The sequence below is a fragment of the Marinithermofilum abyssi genome (genome assembly GCF_014641195.1).
In the GTDB taxonomy this organism is placed as follows: Bacteria; Bacillota; Bacilli; order Thermoactinomycetales; family DSM-45169; genus Marinithermofilum; species Marinithermofilum abyssi.
Window position 1 is genome coordinate 145,189 of sequence record NZ_BMHQ01000001.1, and the last position, 14,703, is coordinate 159,891.

Annotated in this window: 16 protein-coding genes; all 16 read right to left on the minus strand. The window is 54.0% G+C overall.

Annotation, left to right across the window (positions count from 1 at the left end):
* Positions 1 to 10: 10 nt before the first annotated feature.
* The 16 genes from mgfK to IEW70_RS00790 all read right to left on the minus strand — a co-directional run bounded on the left by mgfK (position 11) and on the right by IEW70_RS00790 (position 14,521).
* Positions 11 to 1,006 (minus strand): gluconeogenesis morphogenetic factor MgfK, encoded by a 996-nt coding sequence (mgfK, locus tag IEW70_RS00715; protein WP_188646012.1) that lies wholly within the window; start codon positions 1,004 to 1,006, stop codon positions 11 to 13.
* Between the two features lie 18 nt (positions 1,007 to 1,024).
* Entirely contained in the window at positions 1,025 to 1,897 is an 873-nt protein-coding gene (rapZ, locus tag IEW70_RS00720; RefSeq protein ID WP_188646013.1) for an RNase adapter RapZ, read from the minus strand.
* A 45-nt stretch (positions 1,898 to 1,942) separates the two neighbouring features.
* Positions 1,943 to 2,899 carry an ROK family glucokinase gene (locus IEW70_RS00725; RefSeq protein WP_188646014.1) on the minus strand — a complete coding sequence of 319 codons (957 nt, stop codon included), beginning with the start codon at positions 2,897 to 2,899 and terminating at the stop codon, positions 1,943 to 1,945.
* A 98-nt stretch (positions 2,900 to 2,997) separates the two neighbouring features.
* The gene (locus tag IEW70_RS00730) at positions 2,998 to 3,480 is read right to left on the minus strand and encodes an 8-oxo-dGTP diphosphatase (RefSeq protein WP_188646015.1); all 483 of its coding nucleotides are present in this window, start codon (positions 3,478 to 3,480) and stop codon (positions 2,998 to 3,000) included.
* Between the two features lie 187 nt (positions 3,481 to 3,667).
* Positions 3,668 to 4,141 (minus strand): CBS domain-containing protein, encoded by a 474-nt coding sequence (locus tag IEW70_RS00735; RefSeq protein WP_188646016.1) that lies wholly within the window; start codon positions 4,139 to 4,141, stop codon positions 3,668 to 3,670.
* Positions 4,142 to 4,679: 538 nt separating this feature from the next.
* On the minus strand, positions 4,680 to 4,832 hold the full coding sequence (locus IEW70_RS00740; RefSeq protein ID WP_188646017.1) for a thioredoxin family protein: 153 nt from the start codon (positions 4,830 to 4,832) through the stop codon (positions 4,680 to 4,682).
* 191 nt (positions 4,833 to 5,023) lie between these two features.
* Entirely contained in the window at positions 5,024 to 6,727 is a 1,704-nt protein-coding gene (locus IEW70_RS00745; protein WP_188646018.1) for a tetratricopeptide repeat protein, read from the minus strand.
* Positions 6,728 to 6,803: 76 nt separating this feature from the next.
* On the minus strand, positions 6,804 to 7,754 hold the full coding sequence (locus IEW70_RS00750; RefSeq protein WP_188646019.1) for a ribose-phosphate diphosphokinase: 951 nt from the start codon (positions 7,752 to 7,754) through the stop codon (positions 6,804 to 6,806).
* A 333-nt stretch (positions 7,755 to 8,087) separates the two neighbouring features.
* Positions 8,088 to 8,726 (minus strand): bifunctional phosphoribosyl-AMP cyclohydrolase/phosphoribosyl-ATP diphosphatase HisIE, encoded by a 639-nt coding sequence (gene hisIE, locus IEW70_RS00755; RefSeq protein ID WP_188646020.1) that lies wholly within the window; start codon positions 8,724 to 8,726, stop codon positions 8,088 to 8,090.
* Positions 8,696 to 9,481 (minus strand): imidazole glycerol phosphate synthase subunit HisF, encoded by a 786-nt coding sequence (gene hisF / locus IEW70_RS00760; protein WP_188646021.1) that lies wholly within the window; start codon positions 9,479 to 9,481, stop codon positions 8,696 to 8,698. The genes hisIE and hisF overlap by 31 nt, the downstream gene beginning before the upstream one ends.
* Positions 9,478 to 10,218 carry a 1-(5-phosphoribosyl)-5-[(5-phosphoribosylamino)methylideneamino]imidazole-4-carboxamide isomerase gene (hisA, locus tag IEW70_RS00765; RefSeq protein WP_188646022.1) on the minus strand — a complete coding sequence of 247 codons (741 nt, stop codon included), beginning with the start codon at positions 10,216 to 10,218 and terminating at the stop codon, positions 9,478 to 9,480. The genes hisF and hisA overlap by 4 nt, the downstream gene beginning before the upstream one ends.
* The gene (gene hisH, locus IEW70_RS00770; protein ID WP_188646023.1) at positions 10,215 to 10,835 is read right to left on the minus strand and encodes an imidazole glycerol phosphate synthase subunit HisH; all 621 of its coding nucleotides are present in this window, start codon (positions 10,833 to 10,835) and stop codon (positions 10,215 to 10,217) included. The genes hisA and hisH overlap by 4 nt, the downstream gene beginning before the upstream one ends.
* Position 10,836: 1 nt before the next feature.
* Positions 10,837 to 11,427, minus strand: coding sequence for an imidazoleglycerol-phosphate dehydratase HisB (gene hisB, locus IEW70_RS00775; RefSeq protein WP_188646024.1), 591 nt, complete (start codon positions 11,425 to 11,427; stop codon positions 10,837 to 10,839).
* On the minus strand, positions 11,420 to 12,703 hold the full coding sequence (gene hisD, locus IEW70_RS00780; protein ID WP_373285893.1) for a histidinol dehydrogenase: 1,284 nt from the start codon (positions 12,701 to 12,703) through the stop codon (positions 11,420 to 11,422). Before hisD ends, hisB begins: the two co-directional genes overlap by 8 nt.
* The gene (hisG, locus tag IEW70_RS00785; protein WP_188646026.1) at positions 12,703 to 13,350 is read right to left on the minus strand and encodes an ATP phosphoribosyltransferase; all 648 of its coding nucleotides are present in this window, start codon (positions 13,348 to 13,350) and stop codon (positions 12,703 to 12,705) included. Before hisG ends, hisD begins: the two co-directional genes overlap by 1 nt.
* A complete protein-coding gene (locus tag IEW70_RS00790; protein ID WP_188646027.1) occupies positions 13,337 to 14,521 on the minus strand; it encodes an ATP phosphoribosyltransferase regulatory subunit in 1,185 nt (394 codons plus the stop codon). Before IEW70_RS00790 ends, hisG begins: the two co-directional genes overlap by 14 nt.
* Positions 14,522 to 14,703: the final 182 nt, after the last annotated feature.

Here is a 14,703-nt window from a genome sequence, read left to right on the forward strand (position 1 = left end):
ATCACTTCCCTCATCCGCTTTGACGGCGACGCTTCCGCCCCTGAACCAACTGAACGATCAGCCGGCTCAGCTTGGCGGCATCGTGGCGCAGTACGGTTCGGAACTGCAGCAAATTGGCAGCAACGACTTCACAACCGTACCTCCGCAAGCGTTCAATGTCCGGCAATACCGGTTCCGCTCCTTCTTCCGCATACTTCTGTTGTACGGTAGGAGTGGGCAGTTCATTATTAACGATAACTGCATCGAAGAAACGGGGGCCGATATGCCGGTGGACAGCTTCCACATGATCCGCTGCCGTATACCCGTCCGTTTCTCCCGGTTGGGTCATCACATTGCACACATAAATCTTTAAGGCGGCAGATGCACGAACCGCGTCCGCCATCCCTTTCACCAACAGATTGGGCAAGATGCTGGTATACAAACTCCCTGGACCCAAAACGATCCCGTCGGCTTCGGCAATGGCCGCCAGCGCCTCATCCAGCGCTTTCGGCTCCGGGGTTTGTAAAAACACCCGGCGAATGCGCTTTCCTGATTTGGGAATGCTGGATTCCCCCTGCACAATGGTGCCGTCGCACATTTCCGCGCTGAGTACCACTTCGTTTTCACTGGCGGGGAGAACCCTTCCGCGAACGGCCAGCACCCGGCTCATCTCTTGAATAGCATGGTTAAAATCACCGGTAATATCCTTTAAAGCTGCAATCATCAAGTTCCCGAGGTTGTGGCCGGCTAATCCATCTCCGTTTTCAAACCGGTACTGAAATACCTTTTCCAGCAGAGGTTCTGTATCCGCCAAGGCGATGAGCACGTTACGAACATCTCCCGGAGGCGGCATTTGCAGGTCGCTTCGGAGTCGTCCAGAACTGCCTCCGTCATCGGCTACTGTCACGATCGCCGTAATATCCACAGGCAACTCCTTCAATCCCCGCAACATCACCGCCAAACCGGTCCCCCCCCCGATAACTACCAGGCGCGGGCGGCTATAACCTGCTACATCACTTTTTTTCATAGGTGACACCTCGTCGCTCTATCTGTTCTTCTCGATGTCTCGATGGGCCACGCGGGTTTGTTCTGTTTCCTGAAATTTTTGGTTCAAAAATTCGGCGATGGCAACGGAGCGGTGTTTGCCGCCTGTGCAGCCGATACCGACAACCAAATTGGTTTTCCCCTCCCGATGATAATGCGGGATCAGGAAGGAAAACAGATCCACCAATTTCTTCAAGAATTGCTTGGTCTCTGCCCATTTCATCACGTATTCATATACGTCCGCATCCTTGCCGGTGTGCGGCTTCAGTGACTCCACATAATGGGGGTTGGGCAGAAAACGTACATCGAAGACCAAATCGGCATCGATCGGCACCCCGTATTTAAACCCGAAGGATTGAAAGGTGATAGAGAGCCGGGACTGGTCTTCCTGACTGAACCGGGAAGCAATTTTTTCTTTAAGCTGCGCCGGTTTCAGCTGGCTGGTATCAATGATGTAATGAGCCCGCCCTTTAATCTCCTCCAGCAAACCCCGTTCGAGACGAATCCCGTCCAAAGGTGTCCCATCCGGCGAAAGAGGATGACGGCGGCGAGTTTCCTTGTACCGGCGAACTAGCGTCTGATCATTGGCATCCAAATATAATATTTGGTAATGAAAGCCATGGTTCTTTTCCAGCATACCCAAGGACTCAAACAACGCCGAGAAAAACTCCCGTCCCCGGAGATCGATCACAAGGGCCGCTTTCTGCAATTGGTTGCTGGACTGCTCCAACAACTCCGCCAGCTTGGGAAGCAATACAGGCGGAAGGTTGTCGATGCAGAAGAAGCCCAGATCCTCCAAACTTTGCATGGCCACAGTTTTCCCCGCGCCGGACATACCGGTGATGACAACAAGGTTGACTTTTTTGGAATCCATATCATCACCCGCTTCCTATTCCAACTTATTATATGATATTCTGCCTCATTTTTCTCTATCCGCCGTTAATCCAGCTGCACCGATGATTCCAGCATCATTACCCAGTTGGGCTGCCACAATCTCCACCCCTTTGGCCGAATGGGCGAGAGCGTGCTCGGCATAAGCCGCGCGAAGGGGATTAAACAGGGTCTCCCCTGCTTTGGAAACACCACCGCCGATAATAAACCGGGCAGGGTTATTCACAACAGACAAAATCGCCAACACACGCGCCAGCGCATCCGCCGCTTTGCGTACCACTTCCAAAGCAACAGCGTCTCCTCGCTCGGCAGCTGCGAATACATCTTTGGCTGTCAGCCGGCTGTCATGAATCAGCGGGGCCAGGCTTGTCTCCCTTCCGGCTGCCTCCGCTTCCCGGGCCAGGCGGACAATGCCTGTTGCCGAAGAAATGGTTTCCACACATCCCCGTTGTCCGCATCCACAAAGTGCACCGTTTTCCTCTACCCGGATGTGCCCGATTTCGCCGGCTAATCCGGAAACCCCGTGCACCAAACGGCCATGGGTTATCACGCCGCCGCCCACGCCGGTTCCCAGTGTAACACAGATGAGATCATCCAAGCCGGCACCCGCTCCGCTCCAAGCTTCGCCGAGAGCAGCGACGTTGGCATCATTGTCGATCGCCACGGGAATCTTCAACGCTGATTCCAGCCGCTCTTTAACGGGTACATTGGACCAAGGAACATTGGTCAGTTTCACGACAACACCGTTAGGGATATCCAAAAAACCCGGAAGACCGATACCGAGACCGCCTACTTGTTCCCACGGAGTACGGGTTACTTCTGCCAGTTCCCGGGAATAGGCGGCTATACGGCGCAGCCCCTGATCCGCCCCCTCTTCCGGCTGAGTGGGCTTTTCCATTTGATAAAGAAGCTGGCCGTCGGCATCGACGATCCCGAGTTTCATGCTGGTTCCACCTAAATCAATCCCGATGTATCGCTTATTCATCTCCGGCTCCCCTCTGTTGAAAACGATTCCTTATTACATTACGCTCTACCCGATTCTCTTCCACTCCGCTATGACTATACTGTATGTCATTGTCAACGTCAACTGGGAAGCGAACTGGAAACCGCCGGAGGATGCATAGATATATTTAACAACTCCTCCTTTTCGTTGTATTCCAACCGGCCGACAAATAAACCGGGAAGATAAAGCAAATGATCGAAAATCGCATGGTCCATCGGTGATGACGGAAGGGAAGAAACCGCTTCCAACGGATGCCACCCCAATTTCCCTTCCGCTGAAGAACTCAGCAAACTCCCCTCATACTTCCGGGCTTCAAAGGTAAACATCATCCATTCTTTGACCAGTTGTTCCCCGTTCTTTACGCACATGGTAAAGATGCCCCTAAGCTGCGGCTGGACCAAGGTCAGCCCCGTTTCCTCGCGAAACTCCCGAATCACCGCTTCCAGTACCGTCTCCAACGGCTCCATTTTTCCTCCGGGAGCCACCCACCACCCGCGCCGAGGTTTTTGCAAAAGCAACACATTGCCTTTGTTGTACAAGATACAGTTGGCTACTCGCTGCATGTATTTCACCTCTCTCAGCTGCCTTTCTATGTGAAAAGGCACAAAAAAGGCGGGCCGGTCAACCCGCCGATTCCGAATATTCTCGAAAGGAGGCTTTTTATTATACCGAATGGGTGAATGACAACCAATTCTTTCTGCAACTTTTTATCCTGCGCACCCGGAATATAACGTCAATATCCTGCATAGGTTATCCGTTTTGCTCGATCGTCAGCGTCTCAATAAACTCCTGTTGAAAGTATTCCGTTACTTTCTCCATCAGGATTTTGCGTGTCAATATCCCGATAAAACGACTTTCGGTATCGATCACCGGAATATAGGGCCGATCGATCAATACTTCAAAAGCAAACGAGAAGATGGAGTTGGGCAAAATCCCCGAGTGATTTTGGTTCATGGCATCCCGCACCCGGAACTGGGACAACTTCGCAAACTGAAAATCATCGCGGGTCAGCATGAAATCCAAAATGTTGGTTTTACTGATCACCCCTTCTACCCGTCCTTTCGGATCGATGACGGGGACGGATGCATATCCTTTTCGCGTCAACACCAGCAATGCTCTTTCCAACGTCCAGTCCAGTTCCACCGTGACAACCTTTTCTTTTGGAATGATCAGCGCCGAAATGTCATCGGAAAACAGTCGGGAATGATGATCTTGCTTCGGCATGGTGCTATCTTCTCCATTTGTTAAGATTTTGTTAAATAATGGAATGCCTTCCAGGTGTTATTGTAATTTTTGTCGTTGCTCTCGTCAAGGGGCGAATGCGGATCCATCCCACCCCAAGATTCACTATTATGTATAACGAGTTCGGATTATGATTAGTTACTTCGAACTACCCTTATTTGGTTACCCGGTAATATCCCCGGAGTAAACATAAAAAAATCCAGCTTGACGGCAAATTTTTTGGACACAAAAAAAGCCCCCTTTTCGACGTCACAGATGTCAAACCGTCCGCTTAAAAAACGATGACCGAGGCATGAGCGAAAGGAAATCATTGCATGCTCCCACGGGCTCAAGCACCCACGGGCACCACATCACGCCTGGGCCACTCTGTTCCAGGTCGCGCTATGGCCCTTGTTTGCCTCGGTCCCACATTTTTTTTGCTAATACGTCCTTCCAAAGTCGCTCTTGTAAGATGGGCTCTCTTCTTTCTTGAAGATAGACTTTTCCGCAGTCTCGGGAACTGTGCAAAAGAACCTCATGGTTACTCCGTCAGCTGTCGGAAAGAGTCAATCTGCTCTTGGGTTTTAGTCTCCTTGCTCTTCAGACGCCCGGTTTCTTGCCCATTTTGAAACACGAGAAAGGTGGGAACGCCTTTTACATCGTATTGCTCCGCCACATTGATCGTCGTCGACATCCAGCACACGCAAATGGAAAGGTTTGGCCGTATTTACCGTCCAAATCGGTTGAGAAGGCATCTACTTTTTTTTATAATCCACACATCAGCTGGCCACGAACTCCACTACATGGTTTCCTTCGGCAACTACCTCGTCAAAACCGCTTGCATCCAATCGCCTCAGATCGCTGAGTCAGCTTCATAGCACCCCGTCACTTTTTAATCACGCTCTCCAGCTCTCGGACATGGCGGCCTACTGTAGAAACCGCAACATCATGTTTACGCGCCACTATCGCTTGCGTGATGGATAGACCATGCATTTTGGCTACCACATACTCCAACGCGGCAGCCCAACCCTCCACTTTGCGCACTTGAGGCAAATCAGGGTGTTTACTGTTGAGAAATTCAGCCCAGACCACCTTGGCATCATTCAGGTGTGTATCCTCATACCGGCCTTGCATGCTTTGAAGGCAACACTCCAACACCCGCTGCCAGGTTTTCAGCCAAGCCGGGACTACTTTCGTTGTCTCGGCACGGAAGGTGACCTCCTGACCGCCCAGACGGGCTTTATACGGCTTGGGAGCACCCATGCGCTCCAAGACGAATAAAGCCGTCCGCTTCAGTTCGTCTTCTTCCTCCTCTTTGCAGATAAACTCCCGCAATGTCTTTTCTACTTCGTCGTCAAAAATCCACTGGAAGACCTGAAGCACTTGAAGCTTCGTCTCACGATCTCCGTGATGGAGGGCCCAGAAAAATGAAGAGCGCATCAATGGGTTTTCTTTAATTTGCTGGGGCAGCAGCTTGTTATTGGAGGTAAGCTGTAATAGCTGTTCCTCAAACGGAAGCTGATAGTGATAACTGATCGTTGGACGGGCCTTGCCAAAGCGGTGCGCCCACTGTTCCAACTGATTCAGATAAAAAACGGGAACTTCCGATTGCGGGTCCGCCTCTTGCGCCAACCGCCAGTATTTTTTCGCCTGGTTCAATCGGCCGGTGTTGCTCGCCGCCACGGCAACATAATGGTAGAGACTCGGCTCCGGGTTCGGCTCCAGGCGCAACAACCGGCAGAAGCACTGATAAGCTGTTTCGTGCTCCCCGAGTACCCCCATCGTAGTGCCCAGTTTGTACAGATGCTCCACATGCAAAGGAATCCACTGCTTCAACCGTTTGACCAGTCGATCCCGTGCAGCCAGTTCTCCCTGATGCTGGTACAGCACCGCCAGATTGCACCATGCATGGATGTTATCCGGCTCCTTGTCCAACACCTTTTGAATCATATCGTGAGCACTGGAAATGTCACCGGTATAATAATAGGCCAAGGCCAAATTGTTCATAGCGGCCATAAAATCCGGATGTTCCTCCGTCAGCTCTTTCAGCAGCTGAATAGCTTGCAAAAACTGCCCTTGTTCCATCAATACACGGGCTTCTTCATGTTTTTTCAGCCATCCGTGACGAGGAGAAAAACCGGGGCGACGGGGTTTTCGACCCAATTCCCAACCCAACATTTGCAACATCTCTTCCGCCTCGCGGGCAAATTCCCCGTCGGGTTCTTCCTCCAAGTATCGGATCAAATACTCTTCCGCCTGCTCAAACTCTTCCATGTTAGCGGCGTTATTTGCCATATAGAAATAGCACTCGTACAAATCCGGATCCACGTCTTGGAGCACGGTCTGCAAGACTTCATTGGACTCCTCGTAGTGCCCCATTTCCGACAGGATTCCGGCCAAGTTGCACTGATTCACCGGATTACCCGGCTCCTTCTCCACTGCCAGGCGAAAATATTTCAAAGCTTTTTCATAATGATGACGGTCCAAAGAACGAATGGCGCGCTCAAAAAAGAAGCCGGCATCCATGCGAAGCCGAACCACTTTTCGTTCTTTGGAACGGTTGTTTATACTCGCTTGTTGTTTTTTCATATACTTCCCCACCCTGTTCAGGGGTTCGAGGCCGAAGGCATAGTTTGCAAAAATTATACCATATATTATCGAAACGTTACATTCCTGCACGGAACAAGGTACTGATGGAGCCTCCTTTTTCTATCAGACGGATCGCTTTTCCCAACAGAGTGGCTACAGACAAAACGTGAAATTTTTGCGGCAATCGGTCAAGGTCCACCTGGATCGAATCCGTGATCACCACTTCCCGGATGCCTGGATGGTTCAGCTTGTCCACCGCATTCCCCGAAAAAACGGGATGGGTGGTACACACGAAGGCATCATCGGCTCCCTTTTCCAACAGCCCTTCAATCACACTGATGATCGTTCCTCCGGTATCGATAATATCTTCGATGACGATCGGGGTATGCCCTTCCACTTCCCCAACGATATGGGTAATGCTCGCCTCGTTGTGGGCGGGCCGCTTCTTCATCATGATCGCAAAAGGAGTATCCAGATAGGTAGCCAGCTTCTCCGCGGTCTTGGCCCGTCCGGCATCCGGAGATACCACGACGGGGTTCGGAAGGTTTTTCGCCTTCAAGTATTCGGTAAAGTAGTCCAGCGCGGTTAAATGATCCACCGGGATATTGAAAAATCCCTGAATGGCCGGTGCATGAAGATCGAGGGTAATCACCCGGTTCACTCCGACGGTTTGAAGCAGGTCAGCGACTACCTTGGCGGAAATCGGCTCCCGAGGGGCATCCTTTTTTTCCTGTCGTGCATATCCGAAGTAAGGGATGACGGCGTTGATGCTGCGGGCAGAAGCGCGGCGAGCCGCATCCACCATGAAGAGGAGCTCCATCAAATGTTCATTGACTGGATGGGACAGGGATTGAACGATATACACATCGGCGTTACGGATGCTTTCTTCATAATGAATATAAATCTCGCCGCTTTTGAACCGGCTGATCCGAACCTTCCCCGCAGTCACTCCCAAATAAGATGCGATACGATCGGTCAGGTCCGGATTGGACATGCCGGAAAACAGCATAAAGCCTTTGGAATTCATGAGATCCCTCCAACGGATGAATTCGTACCGCGTATCACTCTCGATGATCGGATATTCATTCCACAATTTCTTTTATTGTACGATTGCCGCCTCTCTATAGCAAGAAAAGGAGAAAGCTAGACTGTTGGTCGCGGGCTTTGATTTCAACTCTACCGTCACATTGACGGACTTGCGAGAGGCATCACACCCTCCCAGCGCCTTATATCCTAATAGCTAAAGCCGAGGGTTTAACAGCCTATCGATAAAAAACCTCTCTACAGAAGATTTCTTTTCCCCTTTACACTTTAAACCCCTGCTCTTCATCAGCAGGGGTTTGAACTCGCAATGGATCGATTATTTTCCATGACGGCCATCCAGTTCGGCCAATACCCGGTCCAGCGGCAACCGGGATTCACGAAGCAGGACCAACAGGTGAAACAGAAGGTCTGCCGTCTCATAGGTCAACTCTTCATGGGAACGGTTTTTGGCGGCAATGATCACTTCTGCCGCTTCCTCTCCCACCTTTTTCAAAATTTTATCCAGCCCCTGGTCAAAGAGATACGTCGTGTAGGAGCCTTCCGGCCGCTTCGCCTCCCGTTCCGCGATCAGGGATTCCAACTGTCGGATGATGGTAAAGGGATCTTCACCGGCCCTTTCTCCTTCTTCACCCGCATGGTAATGAAAACAGGTGTATTCTCCCGTGTGGCAGGCCGGACCTTTGGGCTGCACCTGTACCAACACCGCATCCCGGTCACAGTCGAGAGCGATGGAGACCACTTTTTGCGTGTTGCCGGAAGTGGCTCCCTTATGCCACAGCTCCTGGCGGGAGCGGCTCCAAAACCAGGTTTCCCCTGTTTCGAGGGTTTTCTGGAGGGATTCTTCATTCATATAGGCCAGGGTGAGCACCTCTTTGCTCACCGCATCCTGCACGATCGCCGGAACCAATCCCTTATCGTCAAAGGTTACTTCTGCCGGGTCGATGCGGATTTCCATCGGACATGCACCCCCTGATCATACAAAAATTGCTTCACTTCTTCCACGGGAACCTCCCGATAGTGAAAAATGGAGGCGGCCAATGCCGCTTCCGCCGGCGTCTGGGTGAACACGTCCAGGAAATGCTCCGCAGCACCGGCTCCCCCGGAAGCAATCACCGGCACACGCACTTGGGAAGCGACGCGGCGGGTCAGCTCCAGATCAAAGCCGTTCTTTTGTCCGTCCTGATCCATACTGGTCAGTAGGATCTCTCCGGCTCCCAGCTCCACCGCCCGCTTCGCCCAATCGACGGCCTTCCAATCGGTCCGTTTGCGGCCGCCATGGGTATAGACGAACCACTCTTTTTCCTCTTCATCAAAGCGGGCATCGATCGCCACCACGATACACTGACTGCCGAAGCGGCGGGCACCTGCTTCCACCAGCTCCGGTTGACGGATAGCCGAAGTGTTAATAGAAACTTTGTCCGCTCCGGCCCGCAGGAGAGCAAACATATCCTCCACCGAACCGATACCCCCGCCTACTGTAAAGGGAATGGTCAGGGTGCCGGCAGCTTCCCGCACCACTTCTACCATGGTTTTCCGTCCCTCGACAGAAGCGGAGATGTCCAGAAAAACCAGCTCGTCCGCACCGGCTTGGTCATAAACGGAAGCCAGCTCCACCGGGTCGCCCGCATCCCGCAGATTGACAAAGGAAACCCCTTTGACGACTCGGCCGTCTTTCACATCGAGACAGGGAATAATCCGCTTGGTAATCATGATGCGCTTCCCTCCTTCAGCGTACGGAGGGCCTCCGCCAGATCCACATCACCGGTGTACAGGGCCTTTCCGACGATCGCCCCGCTAACCCCTTCTTCCCGATGCTTGGCCAGCTCCACCAAGTTGTGGATATTGCGGACGCCCCCGGAAGCGATCACTTCTTTTCCGCACGCCCGGGCCAAGGAACGGACAGCCGGTATATTGGGGCCAGTCAGTGTGCCATCGCGGGAAATATCCGTAAAAATAAAGGTTTCCGCGCCATAGCGAACCATTTCTTTGGCTAGGTTCTCCGCCAACACTTCGGACACATCCAGCCAACCATGGGTCGCCACCCGGCCGTCCCGGGCATCCAGTCCCAGGGCGATGCGGTCGCCGTATTGAGCCAGCGCCTGCTTGACAAAGTCCGGATCATCGATGGCGGCAGAGCCGATTACCACACGGCTCACACCCAGTTCCAGCAAAGCTTTCAGCCGTTCCATATTACGGACGCCGCCCCCTACCTGCACGGGCACGTCCAGCGCAACCGCAATCTCTTTGATCACAGGCAAGTTGACCGGCTCTCCAGTTTTGGCCGCATCCAGGTCCACCACGTGCAGCCACTCGGCTCCCGCCGTCACCCAGCGCCGGGCCGCTTCGACCGGGTCACCGTATACCGTTTCCGCGTCGTAATCTCCCTGGAACAATCGGACACACTGTCCTCCCCGGAGATCAATCGCCGGATAAAGGGTGAAACTCATTTGCAGCCCACCTTTCCTTTACAAAGTTGCGCAAACCGCTCCAACAACTGTACGCCCACTTCCCCGCTCTTCTCGGGGTGGAACTGCATGCCGTACAAGTTGTTGTGGCCGACAATGGCCGTTACCGGCTGATGATAATCGGTCACCGCCAGTACATCCTCCCGGTTGTCCGCCTGTACATGATAGGAATGGACGAAATAGACAAAGCCTTCTTCCACTCCTTTGAACAACGGGTGCGGCCCGGTAAAGCGCAACTCATTCCAACCCATGTGGGGAATGTTGTAATCCCCTTCAAAACGGACGACATGGCCGGGGAGCAGATTGAGCCCCTGGTGGTAGCCGTACTCCTCACTGCTGGTAAAAAGAAGCTGCATGCCGAGGCAAATACCCAGCAGCGGTTTGCCGCTGCGGGCTTCCTCTTTGATGACGTTTTCCAGTCCGCGCTGTTTCAGCTCCATCATCGCGTCGCCGAAAGCACCCACCCCCGGCAAAATCACACCGTCCGCAGCCCGAATCACTTCCGGATCGGAGGTGACGCGAACCGGATGGCCCATCCGCTTCAGCGTTTGGCTGACACTATACAAATTGCCCATGCCGTAATCGATGATCGCGATCACGCTACAACACCCCTTTGGAAGACGGAACACTTTTTACCCGGGGGTCAATCTGGACCGCTTCGTCCAGCGCCCGACCCAGAGCTTTATACAAAGACTCGATCATGTGATGAGTATTTCGCCCGTAATGAAGAATCACGTGCAGGTTCATCCGCGCTTCCAAGGCCAGTTTCCAAAAAAATTCATGGACGAGTTCCGTGTCAAAACGGCCTACAGTCGCATGGGGAAAATCCGCTCGAAACTCCAGGTGGGGCCGGTTGGACAAATCCAACACCACTTGGCCCAGCGATTCATCCATCGGTACCCAGGCTTGACCGTAGCGGCGGATACCTTTTTTATCGCCCAGGGCTTGGCGGATTGCGGTCCCCAGGCAAATCGCGATATCTTCCACCGTGTGGTGGTCGTCAATCTCAATATCTCCGTCCGCCTCCACTGTCAGATCAAACAAACCGTGTTTCGCAAACAAATCCAACATATGTTCCAAAAAAGGAACTTCGGTGGAAAGACGGGTTTCCCCGGATCCGTCCAGGTTCAGGGTCAAAGAGATGCTGGTTTCTTTCGTTTGACGTTGAATGGTTGCCGTCCGTTCAGCCATCGTTTTCCTCCTCTTCTTCCAGACGAACGCCAATCGAAGCAGCATGGGCGCCCAGCCCTTCCGCTTCCGCCAGCCGCATCACCTGGGGGCCGTCCCGCAGGAGGGCTTCCCGACTGTAGGAGATCAGGCTCGTCTTTTTGATAAAATCGTCCACCGACAGGGGTGAGAAAAAGCGGGCCGTGCCGTTCGTCGGCAAGACATGGTTGGGCCCTGCGAAATAGTCGCCCACCGGCTCCGGGCTGTACGGGCCGAGAAATACAGCACCGGCGTTTTTTACCCGTCCCAGCCAGTGCCAGGGATCGGCCACGATCAGCTCCAAGTGTTCGGGAGCCAAGCGATTGGCGACAGCCAATGCTTCCGGCATATCCTGCGTGATGCAGATCGCTCCATGATCCCTTAAAGAGGCAGCTGCAATCTCTTTCCGTTCCAACCGGCTGCACTGCTGTTCCAGCTCCAGGGCCACTATCTCCGCCAACACCGAAGAAGGCGTGATCAGCACAGCAGAGGCCATCGGATCATGTTCCGCTTGGGACAGCAGATCGGCTGCCACATGGGCGGGTTTGGCCGTCTCATCCGCCACCACGACGATCTCGCTGGGTCCTGCTACCATATCGATGTCCACCCGGCCATAGACGAGCCGCTTGGCTATGGCCACATACACGTTACCGGGGCCGACAATCTTATCCACCGCCGGGACCGTTTCGGTACCGTAAGCCAAGGCAGCTACCGCCTGGGCGCCGCCCATTTTCAACACCCGATCCACACCTGCTTCCTTCGCCGCCACCAAGGTCGGCGGGTAAATGGAGCCATCCGGTCGGGGCGGGGTCACCATCACCACTTCCTTCACTCCCGCTACGCTTGCAGGCAACGCATTCATCAACACGGAGGAAGGATAGGCCGCCCGACCGCCGGGTACATAAACTCCCACCCGCTCCAACGGACGAATCAACTGCCCCAGCACCGTACCGTCTGGTTCCGGTTCCATCCAGGACTGCCGCTTTTGCTTTTCATGATAACGGCGAATGCGGGCTGCCGCCTGACGGAGGGCTTCCACAAATTCCGGCGACACGGCTTGGTAAGCCGCTTCAAATTCCGCCTCCGTCACATCCCAAGACGCCAACCGTGCCCCGTCAAAGCGCTCGGTTAACCGCCGGACGGCCGCATCCCCTTCCGCTCGAACGGCAGCCAGGATTTCTTTGACCGCTTGTTCTTGCTCGTTGCTGCCGGATTCCACTTCCCGACGGGTAGCCAACTCTCCAGGGTTCACGATGCTGATCATACGGGTTCCCCTTTCTCCACGACAGAGGCCAATTTTTCATACAGATCCTGGATGCGTCCGCTCTTCAGCCGGTAGCTGGCCCGGTTGGCAATCAGACGGGAGGTGATATCTGTGATATGCTCCAATTCTGTCAATCCGTTTTCCTTCAGTGTTCGTCCGGTGGATACGATATCCACGATCCGGTCGGCCAGTCCGATCAAGGGGGCCAGCTCCACCGAACCGTTCAGCTTAATCACTTCCACTTGCTGCCCCTGCTCCCGGAAGTACCGGTCCGCAATACGCGGGTACTTGGTAGCCACCTTGGGATGCAATACCGGCGACCAATCCGGCAGACCCGCCACCGCCATATGACAAGGGCTGATTCCGAGGTCCAACAGCTCATACACATCCCGCGCTTCTTCCAGCAATACATCTTTTCCGACCACGCCCAGATCGGCCACCCCGTGCTCCACGTAAGTGGGAACATCGACGGGCTTCACCAACAAAAAAGAGAGCCCGGCTTCCGGGGCGGAAACCGTGAGTTTGCGGGAGTCTTCCGACACATCCGCGGGCAAAGGCACTCCCGCCTGACGCAACAACTCCGTCGCTTCACCAAAGATCCGTCCCTTGGGCATGGCTATGGTCAAGGTGTCAAATGCGGACATGTCCATCCTCCTTTACCTCCAACACGCGGTCAAAGGACTTTCGCATCGCTGCGGGTACGGCGGTTTCTCCTTCCTTGAACCGGTACAAAAAGACAGCCTGTCCCGCCTCCCGCAGACGCCGCGCTTCCCGGAAGGCTTCTTCCCGGGCCTTCGGAGAGTAGGCCAGCGCGATCCGTTCCCCTTCCCGATCAAAAGAGGGGCTCGCTTCCATCAGCCGATCTGTTTTCAGACCGAATCCCGTCGCCGGGGTGGGCCGGTCAAACTGCTCCAGCAACCGGTCATAGCGGCCGCCGCTCACCAGGTAGGCCCCTTTGGCGGAACCGTACCCTTCAAAGTAGATGCCCGTATAGTAATCCAGGCTGCCAACCAGACTCAGGTCCAGTACCACATGTCCGGCTGCGCCCATATCCTCCAAAGCGTCCCACATCGCTTCCAAGTGGCTGACGGCTTCCCGTGTCCGGCCGGTATGGGCCAGATCCCGCAATACCGTCAGCTGCTCCCGGTTTCCCCGAATTCGGAGCAGGGAGAGCAGATTTTCTTCATCTTCTTTCGGCAGCTGGAAACGGCGCACTTGGTTTCGATAAGCCACAAAATTGCGCTGTCCCAGGCTCTCTTTCAACAGAGCGGCCTGGGAACGATCCGTCAGGCGTTCACTCAGCAGACCATCCAGCAGCCCGATATGTCCCACAACGATTTGCAGGGGCTCAATCTCGCAAGCTTGCAGCGCCTCCATCGCCAAAGCGACCACTTCCGCATCCGCTTCAGGTGAAGCATCTCCCACCAGCTCCACACCGGATTGGTAAAACTCTGCATTGCGTCCCGCTTCGTTTTCCTGGGCACGGAACACATTGGCATGGTAATAGAGGCGCAACGGCAACGGCTCCTCCCTAAGCATGGAGGCAACCACCCGAGCAATCGGAGCGGTTTGGTCCGGCCGCAGCACCAAGGTTTGTCCGTCCCGATCCAACAGCTTGAACAATTTATGTTCCTCAATGGCGCTCGCACCGCCCACTGTCTCAAAATATTCCAAAGTTGGGGTGATCACTTCCCGATACCCCCAGCGCTCGAAGCATACCCGCACACGCTCTTCCACGGCCCGCTTCTTTTCGGCCACACGCGGGGGGAAATCGCGAACACCCGTCGGTTTTTCAAACTCTCGCGGCTTCGCCATGATTTTGTCCACTCCCTGAACCTTAAAAATACTTTAGTCTGCTAATGAACTAAAGGAACCGGTTTTTCCTAGTAGTGTAACATTGCCCCCAGAAATCGTCAACGCGGCGATCCTATGGTTCTCAACAGATACTGTGCAAAGACTCGCAACCTTGCAGTGATGTGACAGCGGTCGGCTCTTCT